The 15,086-nt window shown below is 37.0% G+C and carries 16 protein-coding genes, 1 tRNA gene and 1 pseudogene; 11 read left to right on the top strand and 7 right to left on the bottom strand.

Annotated features, from left to right (window positions below; all coding sequences use genetic code 11):
• Positions 1 to 4: 4 nt before the first annotated feature.
• On the top strand, positions 5 to 1,258 hold the full coding sequence (nuoF, locus tag ACEL90_RS01010; protein ID WP_010962959.1) for an NADH-quinone oxidoreductase subunit NuoF: 1,254 nt from the start codon (positions 5 to 7) through the stop codon (positions 1,256 to 1,258).
• A 28-nt stretch (positions 1,259 to 1,286) separates the two neighbouring features.
• Here the strand turns inward: nuoF and infC are convergent, their stop codons facing one another.
• The 4 genes from infC to nuoI form a co-directional block, all read right to left on the bottom strand.
• A complete protein-coding gene (gene infC / locus ACEL90_RS01005) occupies positions 1,287 to 1,805 on the bottom strand; it encodes a translation initiation factor IF-3 (RefSeq protein WP_423349033.1) in 519 nt (172 codons plus the stop codon).
• 12 nt (positions 1,806 to 1,817) lie between these two features.
• Positions 1,818 to 3,719 carry a threonine--tRNA ligase gene (gene thrS / locus ACEL90_RS01000; protein WP_423349032.1) on the bottom strand — a complete coding sequence of 634 codons (1,902 nt, stop codon included), beginning with the start codon at positions 3,717 to 3,719 and terminating at the stop codon, positions 1,818 to 1,820.
• Complete coding sequence (locus ACEL90_RS00995; protein WP_423349031.1) at positions 3,716 to 3,931, bottom strand: hypothetical protein; 216 nt, start codon at positions 3,929 to 3,931, stop codon at positions 3,716 to 3,718. The genes thrS and ACEL90_RS00995 overlap by 4 nt, the downstream gene beginning before the upstream one ends.
• Before the next feature lie 115 nt (positions 3,932 to 4,046).
• On the bottom strand, positions 4,047 to 4,529 hold the full coding sequence (gene nuoI, locus ACEL90_RS00990) for an NADH-quinone oxidoreductase subunit NuoI (protein ID WP_423349272.1): 483 nt from the start codon (positions 4,527 to 4,529) through the stop codon (positions 4,047 to 4,049).
• 131 nt (positions 4,530 to 4,660) lie between these two features.
• On the opposite strand from nuoI, the gene mnmE reads away from it, so the two are divergent.
• The 3 genes from mnmE (at position 4,661) to ACEL90_RS00975 (ending at position 7,309) form a co-directional block, all read left to right on the top strand.
• The gene (mnmE, locus tag ACEL90_RS00985) at positions 4,661 to 5,989 is read left to right on the top strand and encodes a tRNA uridine-5-carboxymethylaminomethyl(34) synthesis GTPase MnmE (RefSeq protein ID WP_423349030.1); all 1,329 of its coding nucleotides are present in this window, start codon (positions 4,661 to 4,663) and stop codon (positions 5,987 to 5,989) included.
• A gap of 47 nt (positions 5,990 to 6,036) precedes the next feature.
• Positions 6,037 to 6,124, top strand: a tRNA-Ser gene (locus tag ACEL90_RS00980).
• Between the two features lie 168 nt (positions 6,125 to 6,292).
• On the top strand, positions 6,293 to 7,309 hold the full coding sequence (locus ACEL90_RS00975; protein WP_423349029.1) for an NAD(P)/FAD-dependent oxidoreductase: 1,017 nt from the start codon (positions 6,293 to 6,295) through the stop codon (positions 7,307 to 7,309).
• A gap of 476 nt (positions 7,310 to 7,785) precedes the next feature.
• Here the strand turns inward: ACEL90_RS00975 and ACEL90_RS00970 are convergent, their stop codons facing one another.
• From ACEL90_RS00970 to rpmF, 3 genes are read right to left on the bottom strand one after another with little or no spacing between them, the layout of a single operon-like run.
• Positions 7,786 to 8,742 (bottom strand): beta-ketoacyl-ACP synthase III, encoded by a 957-nt coding sequence (locus ACEL90_RS00970; protein WP_423349028.1) that lies wholly within the window; start codon positions 8,740 to 8,742, stop codon positions 7,786 to 7,788.
• Positions 8,735 to 9,772 (bottom strand): phosphate acyltransferase PlsX, encoded by a 1,038-nt coding sequence (gene plsX, locus ACEL90_RS00965; RefSeq protein WP_182321032.1) that lies wholly within the window; start codon positions 9,770 to 9,772, stop codon positions 8,735 to 8,737. Before plsX ends, ACEL90_RS00970 begins: the two co-directional genes overlap by 8 nt.
• Before the next feature lie 10 nt (positions 9,773 to 9,782).
• Positions 9,783 to 9,965, bottom strand: coding sequence for a 50S ribosomal protein L32 (rpmF, locus tag ACEL90_RS00960; protein WP_010962967.1), 183 nt, complete (start codon positions 9,963 to 9,965; stop codon positions 9,783 to 9,785).
• A gap of 583 nt (positions 9,966 to 10,548) precedes the next feature.
• On the opposite strand from rpmF, the gene ACEL90_RS00955 reads away from it, so the two are divergent.
• From ACEL90_RS00955 to ACEL90_RS00925, 7 genes and pseudogenes are all read left to right on the top strand, one after another.
• A complete protein-coding gene (locus ACEL90_RS00955) occupies positions 10,549 to 11,331 on the top strand; it encodes an MlaE family ABC transporter permease (RefSeq protein WP_423349027.1) in 783 nt (260 codons plus the stop codon).
• Complete coding sequence (locus tag ACEL90_RS00950; protein ID WP_182319592.1) at positions 11,324 to 12,025, top strand: ABC transporter ATP-binding protein; 702 nt, start codon at positions 11,324 to 11,326, stop codon at positions 12,023 to 12,025. The genes ACEL90_RS00955 and ACEL90_RS00950 overlap by 8 nt, the downstream gene beginning before the upstream one ends.
• Before the next feature lie 304 nt (positions 12,026 to 12,329).
• Positions 12,330 to 12,827: a hypothetical protein gene (locus ACEL90_RS00945; protein WP_423349026.1), complete on the top strand. Its 498-nt coding sequence runs from the start codon at positions 12,330 to 12,332 to the stop codon at positions 12,825 to 12,827.
• A 65-nt stretch (positions 12,828 to 12,892) separates the two neighbouring features.
• Positions 12,893 to 14,056 carry a 1-deoxy-D-xylulose-5-phosphate reductoisomerase gene (gene dxr / locus ACEL90_RS00940; protein WP_423349025.1) on the top strand — a complete coding sequence of 388 codons (1,164 nt, stop codon included), beginning with the start codon at positions 12,893 to 12,895 and terminating at the stop codon, positions 14,054 to 14,056.
• Between the two features lie 165 nt (positions 14,057 to 14,221).
• Positions 14,222 to 14,469, top strand: a pseudogene (locus tag ACEL90_RS00935) (PD-(D/E)XK nuclease family transposase); the annotation flags it as partial.
• A complete protein-coding gene (locus ACEL90_RS00930) occupies positions 14,467 to 14,667 on the top strand; it encodes a hypothetical protein (RefSeq protein WP_012481961.1) in 201 nt (66 codons plus the stop codon). The pseudogene ACEL90_RS00935 and the gene ACEL90_RS00930, both read left to right, overlap by 3 nt.
• 87 nt (positions 14,668 to 14,754) lie before the next feature.
• The gene (locus ACEL90_RS00925; RefSeq protein WP_423348614.1) at positions 14,755 to 15,078 is read left to right on the top strand and encodes a hypothetical protein; all 324 of its coding nucleotides are present in this window, start codon (positions 14,755 to 14,757) and stop codon (positions 15,076 to 15,078) included.
• Positions 15,079 to 15,086 lie beyond the last annotated feature (8 nt).

The raw sequence follows: 15,086 nt of genomic DNA, 5'->3' as shown, positions 1-15,086 counted from the left end.
AAACATGCTAAAAGAACAAGACAAAATATTCACCAACCTAAATGGTAAAGGAACTCCACTACTTGAGGGTGCAAAAAAACGTGGTAGCTGGCAAAAAACAAAGGAATTACTGGATTTAGGATCAGAAAAGATCATTGATGAAGTAAAGAAATCTGGTTTGAGAGGTCGAGGGGGTGCAGGATTTTCCACCGGCCTTAAGTGGAGCTTTATGCCCAAAAATCTCCCAAAAGCATATTTAGTAGTCAATGCAGATGAGTCAGAACCTGGTACATGTAAAGATAGAGATATATTGCGATATGAGCCACATAAGTTACTTGAGGGAATTCTCCTGGCCGGCAAAGCGATCAGCGCATCAGTTGCATATATTTATATCAGGGGTGAATTTTATAATGAATATTTAGTTCTAAAAAAAGCACTTGAGGAAGCCTATAAAGAAGGTTTAATTGGAAAAAATGCCTGCAAATCAGGTTATGATCTTGATGTGTTTATCCATAGGGGCGCAGGAGCTTACATATGTGGGGAAGAAACAGCTCAACTCGAATCAATTGAAGGAAAAAAGGGCTTTCCTCGCATGAAGCCTCCATTTCCCGCAGGTGTTGGACTTTTTGGCTGCCCAACCACAATAAACAACGTTGAAACTATAGCCATGGTTCCAGATATTCTGAATCGCGGAGGAGAATGGTTTGCATCTCTTGGTAAACCAAATAATACTGGTACCAAGGTCTTTTGTATTTCAGGGCACGTAAACAACCCGTGTAATGTTGAAGAAGAGCTCGGAATTCCATTACGTGAATTAATTGAAAAATACGCAGGTGGAGTGCGAGGAGGTTGGGATAATTTACTTGCTGTAATACCTGGTGGGTCTTCAGTGCCATTAATTCCAAAATCTATATGTGATACTATTGAAATGGATTTTGATTCATTAAGAACTGCACAATCAGGGCTTGGTACTGCTGCTGTAATAGTGATGAATAAATCAACTGATATAATAGCTGCAATAGAGAGGTTATCACACTTTTATATGCACGAGTCCTGTGGACAATGCACACCATGCCGTGAAGGTACTGGATGGATGTGGAGGATTATGAAGAGGATGGTGGCAGGAGATATTAAGCCTGATGAAATAGATAAGCTGCTTGACCTTACAACTCAAATAGAAGGACATACAATTTGCGCGCTTGGCGATGCTGCAGCTTGGCCGATTCAAGGATTAATAAGACATTTTCGCCATGTTATCAAAGAGAGAGCGATAATTTAACTTTACTTATACTTCTTAAGCCGTTTTGCTACTTAGCAACCAGAGCTAAAAAATATTGATTCCCTTCTCTTTTAGGTGCCAATTCTACCTTTGCGATATCTTCAGTGTCTCGAATTAGCCGTTCTAATTTTTCCAGTCCAACTTCAGTGTTTATAAGCTCTCTCCCTCTAAATCTCATTGTGACTTTAATTTTATGTCCGTGGGCAAGTAAGTCTCTTGCTTGACGCAATTTTGTTCCGTAATCGTGATCACCAATATTGGGACCCAGTTTAATTTCTTTTATAGTTAATGTTTTTTGTTTCTTTTTTGCTTCACTTGCTTTCTTTTTTATATCATACTTTTGCTTGCTATAATCCAGAATTTTACATACTGGAGGGGTTGAATCAGGTGCAATTTCTACCAAGTCTAAACCAACACCCTGTGCAAGCCCCAAAGCTCGTTCTATTAGCACGATTCCGATCATTTCACCACTGTGATCAACTAAGCGTACCTCCTTAGCTGTGATGAATCCATTAATTCTGTTTTTATTGTTCTTTTTAACTTGCAAACTTTAACCCCCTTAATTCAAATTAATACTTTTTAACAACAATTCAATAGCCTTCTCCAAAGAAAAAGACTCCTGTCTTTCCGATCCTAAATTTCTCACTGACACAGTTTTACTTGTAACTTCATTTTTGCCTACAATCCACAATATAGGAACCTTGTTTGAACTATGCAAACGTATCTTATAACTAATTTTTTCATTGGTCAAATCAGTCTTGACTCTCACACCTTGTTCTTTTAAAATATTGCTAATTTCTGTGGCGTAACCGTCAGCTTCATTTGTAATGGTCAGAATAGCAAGTTGCGTTGGAGCAAGCCAAACTGGAAATTTTCCTGCATAATTTTCTATCAAAATTCCGATAAAACGCTCAAAAGTCCCAAGAATTGCCCTATGTAACATGACAGGGTGATGCTTGTGCCCATCTGCCCCTATATAAAAAGCTCCCAGACGTTCTGGTAAAATGAAATCAACTTGCAATGTTCCACATTGCCAGCTTCTGCCTATTGCATCTTTCAAAACAAACTCTAGCTTTGGACCATAAAATGCACCTTCACCAGGGCTCAGTTCATAACTCAAGCCCGCTTCTTTAACGGCTTCAAGCAGCGCTTTTTCAGCTCTATCCCACACTTCATCATTACCTGCTCTAATATCTGGACGGTCTGAAAATTTCACAGAAATTTCATTAAATCCAAGCTCTGAATATACTTCTTTTAAAAGGTCACAAAACTTTATAGTTTCAGAATTCACTTGTTCTTCCATACAAAAAATGTGTGCATCGTCTTGCGTAAAACCACGCACTCGCATCAGTCCGTGCAATGAGCCTGAGCTTTCATTCCTATGACACGTACCAAATTCTGCCATACGTATCGGTAAATCACGATAGCTTCTGGTGTGAGAATTAAAAATCTGCACATGACAGGGGCAATTCATGGGTTTTATTGCTAGCTTTTTGCTTTCAGATTCATCAACAATAAACATATTTTCACGAAACTTATCCCAATGTCCAGATTTTTCCCACAGCTCTTTGCTTACTAAAATAGGAGTTTTTACCTCAAAATAGCCATTATTTATTAGCTTCTTTCTGATGTAAGACTCAAGAACATTATATAAAATATATCCTTGTTCATGCCAAAAAACCTGCCCGACAGCTTCCTCTTGGATGTGAAATAAATCCATATCCTTGGCAATTTTGCGGTGATCACGTTTCTCTGCTTCTTTGAGACACTCAAGATAAGCGTTTAATTCATCCTTATTTCTCCATGCTGTGCCATATATTCGCTGCAACATTGGGCCCTTTGCATCACCTCGCCAGTATGCACCCGCTACTTTCATAAGTTTAAACGCTTTAACTCTACCGGTTGATGGTGAGTGCGGACCACGGCATAGGTCAACAAAATCACCTTGCCTATAAACAGTTAGGTTTTCACCCTCTGGTATGGATGAGATAATATCAACCTTATATTTTTCGCCTATACCACTAAAGAAATCAACTGACTGCTTGCGAGTCCAAACTTCTCGAACAAATCTGTGGTTACTTTTTACAATCTCTTTCATTTTCTTTTCTATTGCGGTAAGATCGTCCGTAGTGAAGGTACGATCTGTAGCAAAATCATAGTAAAAACCGTCCTGAATTGTTGGGCCGATAGTAATCTGAGTATTAGGAAATAGCTCTTTCACTGCCTGCGCCATTATATGAGCAGCATCATGCCTTATTATATCTAAACCCACTTCGTCACTCAGTTGTATCACCTCTATCTCTGCATCAGCTTCAATTTCACGTGAGAGATCATGCAACTCACCATTTACCTTAAAGGCAATTGCTTCTTTCAAAACATCCGGTTGTAATATATCAAAGCCAGTAACTTTACTACTGTATTCTTTTACTTTTTGTTCGGCTGAAAAAGTAATCCTAATCATTTATCGACCCTTTTGTCTAACCCTCTCTTTGTCATCCCAGTGCTTGACACTGGGATCCATCTTATTTTTATAATGGAAATTAGTTTAACGTATGCTCCTAAAATCTGTTGTCCATTGCACAATTTGCAAATATTTTTATACCTGGACCCCAGTGTCAAGCACTGGGATGACACTTTTGTGTTTGAGGCAAAACAGGCCATAACATTTAACATACTGCCCTCGCAAACAAATGTTCGTACAGTTGTGTATCAGCTACTTGGATGACACCACCCCTAGTGGGCACTGCCCCTAAATCATAATGGATAACAGGGTTATAAGCTCTGAACATTAATAATAAGGTCTATTCTTTTTTAACCTGAGTGCAATTGCGTCTTCCCAAATTTCACCATTACGCAATAACTTTTCTCTATTGTACATTAGCTCCTCTCTCGTTTCAGTAGCAAATTCAAAGTTAGGACCCTCCACAATTGCATCAACTGGACATGCCTCTTGGCAAAGTCCGCAGTATATGCATTTTGTCATATCAATATCATAGCGCGTAGTGCGGCGACTACCGTCTTCTCTTTCCTCTGCTTCAATAACTATTGCTTGAGCAGGGCAGATGACTTCGCATAATTTACAAGCTATGCATCGTTCTTCACCGTTTGGATACCTACGCAACGCATGCTCACCACGAAACCTTGGACTTAAAGGGCCCTTCTCCATAGGATACCTCAAAGTAACCTTTGGCTTAAACATATATTTTAATGTAATAACAAACCCTTTAATTAACTCTACAAAAGACCAGTACCAAGCTAATTTCTTGAGCATAAAATATTTAAAACTTGTGTCAGTCATTATAAATCATATTATCAGTTTTCAAAATAAATATTTTCACCTGGGTGACTTTTTAGGTATTTTGGTTTCTTAAGTGTAATATTGCTAAGTAGTTTATATAAATAATGACAAACACAAATGAAACTATTTTCGCTTTGTCGACCGTATTTGGTAAGTCAGGAGTTGCAGTAATCAGAATTTCAGGCAACTATGCGCTTAAAGCTTTAAATCATTTTCATATTAAGAAAGAAATTAAACCAAGATTTGCTACTTTAGTTGATCTATATGATGATTTCAATCAATTGATAGATAATGGAATAATCATCTATTTCCCTGCTCCAAACAGTTTCACTGGCGAGAATGTTATAGAGTTACAAGTGCATGGAAGTAAGGCAGTCATAAAAATCATCTTGGAGGAATTATCAAAAATTTTCGTTATGGCCAGGCCTGGAGAATTCTCACTTAGGGCTTTTCTAAATGGTAAATTTGACTTAACTCAAATAGAAGGAATTGCAGACTTAATTGACGCTGAGACGAAAATGCAAGCTAAACAAGCGATTAAGCAGATATCAGGAGAATTGGAGAGACTATACAGCAATTGGAGGCAAAGATTGATAACGATACAATCCAAAATCGAAGCATATATAGACTTTCCAGAGGACATTTGGGCAGAAAAAAGTGAGTTGGAAAAAATTAATAATGAAGTGCAATCTCTCGTGCGATTGATACAAGAGCATTTAAATGATAATAGACGGGGCGAAAGGTTGCGTGAGGGTTTACATATTGTAATAACTGGTGAACCAAATGTCGGTAAATCAACTCTGTTTAATTTCTTAGCCAAGCGTGATATTGCTATTGTTTCTGAATATGCAGGCACAACAAGAGATATACTTGAAGCTCATATTGACATTGGCGGATACCCAATCATTCTCTCTGATACTGCTGGAATTCGTGAGAGTTCAGATCCAATAGAATCAGAAGGTATAAGTCGAGCGAAAAAGAGGTCTTTTGAAGCTGATTTAAGAATAGAACTATTTCCTTTTGAACAGCGTCATAATATCAATTGCAACGTTGTAAATAGCGATACTATTTATGTATTGAGCAAAGCTGACGATGTTATCAATAATCACAATATAAAAATTAATGGCATAGATTTTCTACCTATTTCTATTTTAAAGGGAATAGGTACAAACAAATTGATCTCTCTCATAAAAGAGAAGGCAGAGGAAAAATTTGGGCATGATAGAGACACTCCTGTAATCACTCGGCAAAGACATAGGAATCACATGAAGAAAGCACTGGAACATTTACAACGTTTTAATATCGATAATCCAATTGAGTTGATATCTGAAGATTTGAGGCTTGCTGCATTTGAACTTGGTGCGGTGATTGGAATTATTGATGTTGAGGAAATATTGAGTAGTGTGTTTAGCAACTTTTGCGTGGGCAAGTAAAGCTTTTATAGATTGCTTAAAATCAAATGTTGTGATAGAAAAGAAATGGACGGATGGCCGAGCGGTTTAAGGCACCAGTCTTGAAAACTGACGTACGTGATGAGCGTACCATGGGTTCGAATCCCATTCCGTCCGCACAGCATCTCGCTATGCTAGCTGATTTTTAGAGCTTATTTGGACTATGTGGTTCATAACGCTGGAAATCCTGTCTAATCTAGCCACATCTTTTAAAAATACATCCCTTTGTAAATTGACCTTGTTAGCAAAGAAAGCTAATATCTATAAATAGATCACCATCTGAATATGAAAACCGATATAGTAATAATAGGTGCAGGACCTGTTGGAATATTCACTGCTTTTCAAGCGGGAATGCTTGATATGAGATGTCATATAATAGATGTTTTGGATCAAGCAGGAGGACAATGCACAGCTCTTTACCCAGAAAAGCCAATATACGATATACCTGGTTATCCTGTAATTACTGCCCAAAAATTAATTGAGCAGCTAATGGAGCAAGCTTCGCCATTTAAGCCTATTTACCATTTAAGTCAAAAAGTAGAAAAGATTTCAAATAACGAAGGTGAAAACTTTACTATCATAACGAACATAGGTACAGAGGTAAAATGCAAAGCCGTTATCATTGCTGCAGGTAATGGAATGTTTGAACCTAACCGTCCACCCTTAAGTGGTATATTAGAATATGAAAATAAATCTGTATTTTACAGTGTAAATAAAATTTCTGATTTTCAGGATAAAACTATAGTCATTGCAGGGGGGGGTGATTCTGCCGCTGATTGGACTGTAGAACTTTCTAAAGTTGCGAAGAAAATTTATGTGATACATAGGAGAAAGGAATTTCGCTGCACTCCTGAAACTAGAAATAAATTAGAATCACTTGAAATTGATGGAAAAATAGAACTGGTAGTGCCATATCAATTACACGAACTAGCAGGAGGTAATGGGCAGTTGAGCGCAGTGATAGTAAAAAACATTGCCTCTAAGGAAGAAAAAGAAATATCCGCTGATTTTTTGCTGCCATTTTTTGGATTGTCAATGAATCTTGGTCCAATAAACAATTGGGGTATACAGTTAGAACATAGCCGCATAGTTGTCGACCCAGCTACACTTAAAACCAGTAGAGATAGGATATATGCAATCGGAGATATAGCTATTTATTCAGGCAAACTAAAATTAATACTAAATGGTTTTGCTGAGAGCGCCATGGCTTGTTATGACATATACAAAGTAATCCACAACTCTCCGGTTAATTTTCAATATTCAACCTCAAAGGGAATTCACGGGAAAGAAAAACTTGCTTGACATCCTTCGCCAGCGCCCTTATCATGATAGTGAAGCTATTGTATTTGCTTTCGCCAATCTGCAGATTAAAAGGTAAGGGTTACTTAATGTATCGGCGTCTTATGTTCAATTTTTTGCAGTATATAGATACTGTATGTCTTTACAAAACTTCATCTACATCTAGATTTTTATCTAAATAAGCTGAACGCGCTTATAAAGCGTTACAAGACATCAAAAAATGCCAATACTCGACAGAGATAGTAAAAGACTAGCTAACTCGGGGATTCTTTGTCTTTTTTTCTGCTTAGTAAATTTCTTAATGTTTGTGGCTAAACGACAATCGTCATCCCAGTGCTCCTTTTTTTGTCATCCGAGTAGCTGACACTGGGATCCAGGAAACTTAACTTTACACCAGGTGAATGTACAATAAGAACTGGATTCCAGACTGGAATGACACCGAAGGGGCTACTGGGATGACAGGAGGTAATGCAGGAAGTCTAATAGTGCAGCAACACGGAACCCCAGGTCAGGCCTGCACCTATTGAAATCAGCAGTACCAGATTTCCTGATTTTATTTTTGATTCTTGTATTGCATAGTCTAAGGCCAGTGGAATTGATGCCGCTGAGGTGTTTGCATGCTTATCAACGGTATTAATCACTTTCTCTATAGGAAAATCTAACTTCTTTACTACTGCTTCAATAATACGAATGTTTGCTTGATGGGGAATTAGCCAGTCAATATCAGTAATTTTCAAATTATTGCATTTCAGAGTTTCCTCTATTAAGGCTGCTAACTTATCCACTGCATGTTTAAACACTTCTCTTCCATTCATGCATATTTTTCCAGAATCACCAGTAGAGGATGTCCCTCCGTTCGTACATAATATGTCCACATTGCCATCAGAGTGTAAGTTTGTTGATATGATGCCGCTTCTACCCATTTCTGATTTCATCACCACTGCACCAGCACCATCACCAAAGAGTACACAAGTTGACCTATCTTCCCAATCAACAATCCTAGACATTATTTCAGCACCTATAACCAATGCATATTTAATTCTATTGTTAGATTTTATGAGCGAATCAGCAACTGTAACTGCATATATAAAACCAGAGCATGCTGCTTGTACATCAAAAGCAAATGCGTTTTTACATTTTAACTTACTTTGTACAATCGTTGCACAGCTAGGAAAAGTTTTATCAGGAGTTGTTGTAGCAACTATAATCAAGTCAATTTCATCTACTGAAATTTTAGCTTTTTCTATAGCACTTTTTGCTGCATTCACAGCTAGATCTGACGTTAGTTCTCCTTCATCTGCTATATGCCTTTGAACTATTCCTGTTCTCTGCCTTATCCATTCATCGCTCGTCTCAACTATCGATGCAATTTCGTTGTTACTCAACATTTTTCTTGGTAGGTAAGATCCAGTGCTTAATATGAAACTTTTATTCAATATGACTTACCCCGTTAATTATCTTTTGATTTAAATTTTCACTAATTGCATTTACTGCAAATTTTATGGCATGGGCAAAAGAAATAGCATCAGAATTTCCATGACTTTTAATGATGATACCATTCAGCCCTAAAAACATAGCTCCACTTCTAATTTTGGGATTAAAACGCGTTAAAGCTTTATTTAGTTTGGATTTTAACAATATACCAACAAGCATTTTCGCTATCCACGAATTGAATACTTCCTGCTTTATTAGATTGATAAAGGTACTAGCGGTTGCCTCAGCCGTTTTGAGCATTACATTGCCAACAAAACCATCAGCAACAATCACATCTATATTACCCTCTAAAAATTCACTTGCCTCTATATACCCTTTGAAATTAATGCCTGGAGCGTTTTTAAGCAACTCAAAAGCGCCGCGCACTGAGTCATTACCTTTAACTTCTTCTGTGCCGATATTTAGCAAAGCAACTTCAGGATTGTCAATTTTTAATGCTATTTTTGCAAATATACTACCCATTAACGCAAATTGAAATAATGAGTCGGCATTACAATCAACATTTGCACCAAGGTCAAGCAAAGCGAAGCTTTTTGTCTTAGTTGGACAGATAGAGGCAATAGCAGGACGATAAATGTTTGGTAATGTTCCTAAAATAAATCTGGAAATTGCCATCAATGCTCCGGTGTTGCCTGAAGACACCACTCCGAAAGCTTTACCTTTTTTTACTGCCTCAATGGCAGCTTTCATACTTGAGTCTTTACGATGCCTCAGTGCAAAAGATGGCTTATCATTTGCAAGGACATTGTCAGAACAATGAGTAAATTCAGAATTGTTACTTACTTTTTTATATTTCAAAAGCAAAGGAGATACTTCTTCCTTATCTCCATAAATATGAAAAAAAACTTTAATGCCTGGGTCAACAAGGTTGTCTAAAAAAAAAACAGCACCCTGAATTACGGAAAGAGGCGCAAAATCGCCCCCCATAGCGTCAAGTGCAATAACTATATTATTATTGACCGTAGGTAACATATCATAATAGTCACTCTGCCTGTTGCTTGATGAAAACCCGTTTTCCTTTGTAACTGCCATCAACTGCTACGTTATGAGGCAACATGAATTCCCCAGTTGTTGAACATACCACAACATTCTTAGGCTCAATAGCATGATGAGAACGATGCATATTACGCCTTGACTTTGACTTTTTTCTTTTTGGAACTGCCAAAATTTCCTCCATTCTACTACAAAATACAATACATTAGTAACATGTTTTTTACAGGAAGTAAACAGGGATAGTAAAATAAGTAAGGTTTGCTTATGTAATTGAGTTCTATAGCTAAAGTGGCTCTACAATTTGAAAAACCGTCATTCCGCTACTAGTTAGCGGAATCTATACCGCGAATGAATCCATAGCTGTACGAACATTCATTTTTGAAGGTAAATTGCACAACAGATGATGTCATTCCAGTCTGGAATCCAGAAATTTTGCTTATAACTGAGCTGATGAGCTAAAGGTAGTTGTCTTACGCTAAAACAAACGTTTTTAATTAAGTTGCATAGAAGCTGGATCCCAGTGTCTGGGCACTGGCCCACTGGTGGGAATTGCTCCCAAACTACAACGTTCGTACAGTTGTGGATACCGTGGCGGTATGACGTAGGGAAACCTTTCTTGGGTTAGCTATATGAGCTTTAAATTAAAACATCAAGTATGTTGAACTTAAAACATATCTCAGCTATACTTTGCGATAAAGTTAATAAAAATTTTAATAAAATCAGTAAGACTAACCTCTAGCTAAAATGAATACAAAGTGAGCTTTTTTGATATAAATAGTGTTAGAATAATTGGTAGGTACTTTATCAATTTTTTGTTAAGGCTTGGTAATGCATTCATATTTTTTATTCAATCTCTATACCACTGCCTTGTGCCACCATATTATTTTAGCAACATAGCAAGACAAATTATAGAGATAGGCTTTTTCTCTCTGCCAATTGTTGGGCTCACTGGAGTTTTTATAGGAGCGGCAATAGTTTTACAAAGTAGCTTGAGTGACTCATTAATTAACCAAGAACAGATAATACCCAAACTTGTTACGATCACTATCATTAAAGAGTTAGGACCAGTTTTGATCAGCTTAATAATGGTAGGAAAGGTTGGATCATCAATTGCAGCAGAAATTGGTACAATGCGCATCACCGAGCAAATAGATGCACTTACAACCTTGAACATCAACCCTTTTAAATATTTAATTGCACCAAGGATTTTAGCGTCAATCATAGTATTTCCCATACTTACAGTATGTGCAGATTTAATAGGAATATTTGGAGGATGTATCACTGCAGTCTTCGAATTTAACCACAATTTAAATATATACATTAAACACACAGCTCAGTTCTTTAATACGTATGATTTTATAACTGGGCTAATAAAAGCAACTGTATTTGGCGCCATAATTTCTGTCTCAAGCTGCTATTACGGTTACCATTGCAAAGAAGGTGCACGAGGAGTAGGTGTTGCTACAACATCAACTGTTGTTTTATCGTCCATACTGATCATTTTAGCAAACTACATGATTACTTTGATACATGCGTAACCCCATAATATCAATATTGAACTTAAGCTTATCTTTTGATGATAGGACAGTACTAAAAGATCTAAATTTTGATATATTAAAAGGGGAATCATTAGTCATACTTGGTGGCTCAGGAAGCGGCAAATCTGTATTAACAAAAACAATTATCGGCTTGCTTGCTCCAGACTCAGGGTCTGTTAAAATAAATAGTAAAAGCAAAAATAAATTTGGGGTTTTATTTCAAAATTCCGCTTTATTTGACTACGTTACAGTGTGGGAAAATATATCTTTTAATTATAAAAAACGCTTTAATATCAGCAAAAAGGAGGCAAAACAGCTAGCAATTGAAAAGCTAAATGATGTTGGATTGGAAGAAAATATAGCAGATATGTTTCCAATAGAGTTGTCAGGTGGAATGAAAAAAAGAGTGGCACTTGCAAGGGCGATTGCACACAACCCAGAAATCATTATTTTGGATGAACCAACTTCAGGATTGGACCCAATTATGTCAGATATAGTAAACGAGATAATAATAAAATTATCTAAAGACTTTAACCCTACAATTATCACGATTACACATGATATTCATAGCGCATTTAAAATAGCTGATAAAATAGCAGTATTATATGAAGGGGAGATCATTTCCCATGGAACTGTTCAGGAAATACAAAATACTAATAACGAATATATAAAAAAATTCATTCGTTATATATAGCTAAAGATATATACACTATTGCTAACAGTCATATTTTTAAGTTTTAACTTTGTAAAAGGTAGTGGACATTGGAATTCAGATTTTTTTCAAACTGGATCCTATAGCTAACACGTCATACCGCCGCGGTATCTCGGCATAGATTCCGCTAACTAGTAGCGGAATGACGGTTTTTCAAATTGTCGTAAGTCAGTTTAGCTATATATAGGATGACAGAAATTGTTTGTATTAGCTATATTCAAAAGCTCTATTGATATTTTGCAATATTTGTGATAAAATAACAGCTTAAGGTTGAGAGTAAAAATTTATGAGTGAAGCTCAAGGTCCAAATATTGCAGAATGGCAAGCGCAGCAGCAACACCAAGAGGCTGCTGGTGAGAAAAGTGGTTTTGGTCTTGGTCATAGTGACTCTGTTTCAACAGTTGTCGATGGAATGAAATGGTTGTTCAACTTTCATGAAGGAGCAATTGCTGCTTATAGTAACGTGTTTGAAGGTTTGGTGAGTGGTAGTAGTCTAGTAACGCTGTGTGGAAAATCAGGTAATATGTTTGGCATAAAATTTCTTGAAGGCCTTGCAGAATATTTTTCAGGTGGAGGTGGGGAAGATATGCCATCAGAAGGAATGGATATGGCTCATGGTGATGATGGACATCACTCAGATGATTACCCTCATGCCAATAACGAAATAGCTCATAATGCTGATGGTTTGCAAGACATGCATGATGCAGGTGATCACCATGGTCAATCTTTTTCACCTGGTCCTTCACCATCTGTTGGCGATGACCACGGGCATGAACTTGGTTAAACGCTTAAAAACTATTGAATAGTTGGGTTCGCAAGAAAAGTTGCTATTGTTATGAGTTTATCTTAGTGAAAAAGGTTTCAGTTTTAGGATCAACAGGAAGCATTGGACAAAAGACTGTAGATTTGCTCTCAAAGAGAAGAGAAGAATACCAAGTGGAAGCACTAAGTGCCCATTCGAACTTTGCTCTACTGGCACACCAAGCAAAACTGCTAAATGCAAAATATGTTGCTATCTCCGATGAAAGGCTTTACAAAGATTTGAAAGAAAGTTTACTTGGTACAGATGTAAAAATAGCAATTGGTGCTACAAATATTGCTACCATACCTGTTGATCTCTCAGTTGTTGCAATAGTTGGCATTGCAGGCCTTGGGCCAGTTATGGAAGTTATAGAAAGCGGTACCAAAGTCATTGCATTGGCAAACAAAGAAAGCATTGTTTGCGGTGGAAAGTTATTACTCAAAAAAGCTAAAGAAAAAAATGTACAAATAATCCCTATTGACTCTGAGCACAATGCAATTTTTCAAATTTTGCAAAATGACGACAAATGCGTAGAAAAGATCATACTTACTGCTTCTGGTGGACCATTCTTAAATTATAGCCTTGAGCAATTAAAAAATGTTATGGTAGATAAGGCGCTTAGTCACCCCACTTGGAATATGGGAAAGAAAATCTCGGTTGATAGCGCAACAATGATGAATAAGGCACTAGAGATAATAGAAGCACATAACTTGTTTAACATCAGCCCGGATAAAATTGAAGCAGTAGTGCATCCTGAGTCAATAGTACATGGAATTGTAACTTATAAGGATGGGTTCAACTTTGCTGTGCTTGCAGAAACTGACATGGCAATTCCCATTTCATATGCTTTGTCTTGGCCGGAAAGATCAGCTTTAAATTGTAGACTAGATTTAACAGAGCAAGGAAAATTGACCTTTCAAGAGCCAGACCATAAGCGTTTTCCTGCGCTAAAGCTTAGCATGGCAGTGTTAAACTCTTCTGCTCCACAAACAAACAGTATTGTGCTCAATGCTGCAAATGAAATAACTGTTAATGAATTTTTGAAGTCACGAATCGGCTTTTTAAAAATAGTAGAGGTAGTGGAATCAACAATGGAAAGTTTTGGTAGTTATACTGATATTAATTCACTATCTGATATAATAAATATTGATTATGAAAGTCGTATTATTGCTAATAAAGTTGTTGAAAGTAAAGTTGTTGCGTATAGCTAGAGTAATGTAACCAGACTGCATTCTGTGATTTTTAGCAAAGCACGATCTTTCATTTGAGCTTTCTTCAATTTAAAATAAATACAGAAACTAGCTATCTTCAAAAATATGGTTGAATAATTGTTAATAATAGTGTATAATTATTAATCTTTTCTCAGTATTTTTACTATGGCTCTTTCAAAATTTCTCGATCCTCGCAATGATTTGTGTTTCAAAAAAATCTTTGGCACTGAAAAAAAAATAAGAATATTCTTATCCATTTTTTAAACGATATTTTAGGATGTACTGAAGTCAACACTATACAAGAAGTAGAATTCTTAAGCACTATTCAAGATGCTGAAATTGCCTCTGATAAGCAAAGTATAGTTGATGTTCTTTGCAGGGATTCTAGTGGGAACAGGTATATAATTGAGATGGTGCGACCTGAAAGTCTTCGGTCATATTGTTTAAAAGGAGAGGAATTCATTCAGAAAGAAACTGAAAGGATTCTAAAACTTATTAAACCAGATGTTTTGCCATCTGAGTCTACGCATCAGTGCGAATCGGGCAACCGGTTGGTGCCAAGCGATGCGGACAATGAACCTCCTCTTGAAAAAGAAGATGCTCAATCGTGAGAGGAGCATAAACTACAAGCATCATGTGGTTGGAGAGCTAGGCTAGTGGTATGGTGAACGTAAGTGAAACTTCAAAGTATCGTAATTATGAAGGAGCTAAAGATGCTGATAAGCTCTAACCAAAAAGGTAATGTGACATTTCTCATTTCTAGATGTACGCAAATCACCGGTATAGAGAAGTCACCTAACCCACTGTTGTATGACAGAAGGAACAGGGTAAGCCTGTATTTTCGCCTACATGGCAAGCAAACCGCAAGGAATGCTGACGGAAGTGCAGGTAAAGGAGAATGGAGAAAGCGAATGCCATTTTGTAACGAAATGGATAGAATTTGTAACATTAATTCGCGTGAAAACGAGCAGACTTCCGTTTGGTCCCTCGTGACAAGAAACTTTGTTAACCACTTAAGGTAGGAAAGCAG

The sequence above is a fragment of the Wolbachia sp. wLmal genome, assembly GCF_049435495.1.
Lineage (GTDB): Bacteria > Pseudomonadota > Alphaproteobacteria > Rickettsiales > Anaplasmataceae > Wolbachia > Wolbachia pipientis.
The sequence above is the reverse complement of the archived record's forward strand: the minus strand, read 5'-3'. Positions and strand labels throughout refer to the sequence as shown.